The organism is Mesorhizobium sp. J18 (genome assembly GCF_007829525.1).
In the GTDB taxonomy this organism is placed as follows: Bacteria; Pseudomonadota; Alphaproteobacteria; order Rhizobiales; family Rhizobiaceae; genus VLJP01.
Genome location: NZ_VLJP01000046.1, coordinates 7,904 through 9,214, shown reverse-complemented (window position 1 = coordinate 9,214; position 1,311 = coordinate 7,904). Strand labels below are relative to the sequence as shown.

The window sequence follows — 1,311 nt, the reverse complement described above, 5'->3', positions numbered from 1 at the left end:
GCGTGAGGTCCGACACAGCCTTGCGCAGCCGGTCATTCTCTTTCTCGAGTTCTTTCAGCCGCTTCACCTGATCGCCCTTCAGGCCGCCGAACTCCTTGCGCCAGCGATAATACGTGAACTGCGTCACGCCGATCGTGCGAACCGCCTCGCCAACCGATCTTCCTTGCGACAGCAGAACATCGACCTGGCGCAGCTTCGCGACGATCTCTTCGGGCTTATGCTTCTTCTGGGGCATTCCAACGTCCTCTCCAATGGCTCAATAGCCTACTTCAGGGAGGACCACTTTTCAGGGGGCAGACCACTTTGAATTGTGGGTGTCGCAAGTGCTCAACTATGCGCTGACCATTGTGCTGTTTGCAGTCGTGTTCACGCTGTTGATGGATATTTTTGGCACCTACATGGCGCAAGCCGATTTCGACGGGACGCAGAGCGTTGGTTATACGCTGATCGGCATGATGGTGATTTCCGTCGTTTCGGTTGGGCTGCTGCTTCAATTGCCGAACATTGCAAGCGGTTTGGCCAGCGGCGTTGGCATCAGCTATTGGTACGAGATGCGCGCCATTCGTGGCGGTGCTGGAGCAGCTTACAAACACTCTGGTGCAAGAGCGGCCGTGGGCTACGGGAAAAAACAGGCTGGCCGTGCTGCTGGTGCTGTAGCTGGTGCTGTAACGGGTGGTGCTGCTGGCGTTGCCCGTGCTGCTGCCGGGTACTTCCGTGGTCGCAGAACGTGATGACCGCAGAAATGCACTACTTTTGCATCATCCCTGCATCATCCCTGCATCATATCCGCATCAGATGTGCATCATTTCTGCATCATCTTTGCATCATCGCCACCGAAACCCAATGCGCGCAGCGCATTGGGGCCAGTTTGGACCCCCCGGATGGCCTTAAATGGCCATCCGATAGCCCTTAAAAGGTCTATACACAATACGCACCTTTCGGTGCTATGTAACATGTTGATTTATAAGACATTTCTAAGAGTGCATCATTTCTAGCTGTAGTGTTCACGTACTACAAAACAGCCGGAAACCCGCAGAAATGCTGGCTTCGATGCACTACGCGAAGCACTACAGGAGGCACGTATGTTGGGGAACCCCCTGACCCTTCGACTCAGCCCGGAAAAACATGCCCAATACGAGGACGCGGCTGCCCGGCGCGGCAAGCCTCTAGGCACCTACCTACGGGAGTGCCTTGAGGACGGCGACAGTGTGCGGGATGAGCTGGCCGCGATGCGGCGCGAGCTGGCGAGCCTGCATCACGCGGTCGAGGACCTGGCCGCCGCAGGCCCGCGACCGGCAGACGGAGACGGCC

Annotated in this window: 1 protein-coding gene and 1 pseudogene; one reads left to right on the top strand and one right to left on the bottom strand. The window is 57.1% G+C overall.

The window, feature by feature from the left end; all coding sequences use genetic code 11:
• Nucleotides 1–235 (bottom strand): transposase (locus L598_RS21810; RefSeq protein WP_246658789.1); only part of this gene is annotated, 235 nt, incomplete at its 3' end.
• A 70-nt stretch (nucleotides 236–305) separates the two neighbouring features.
• Here L598_RS21810 and L598_RS16125 point away from each other — a divergent pair.
• A pseudogene (locus tag L598_RS16125) lies at nucleotides 306–731 on the top strand (type IV secretion system protein); the annotation flags it as partial.
• Nucleotides 732–1,311: the final 580 nt, after the last annotated feature.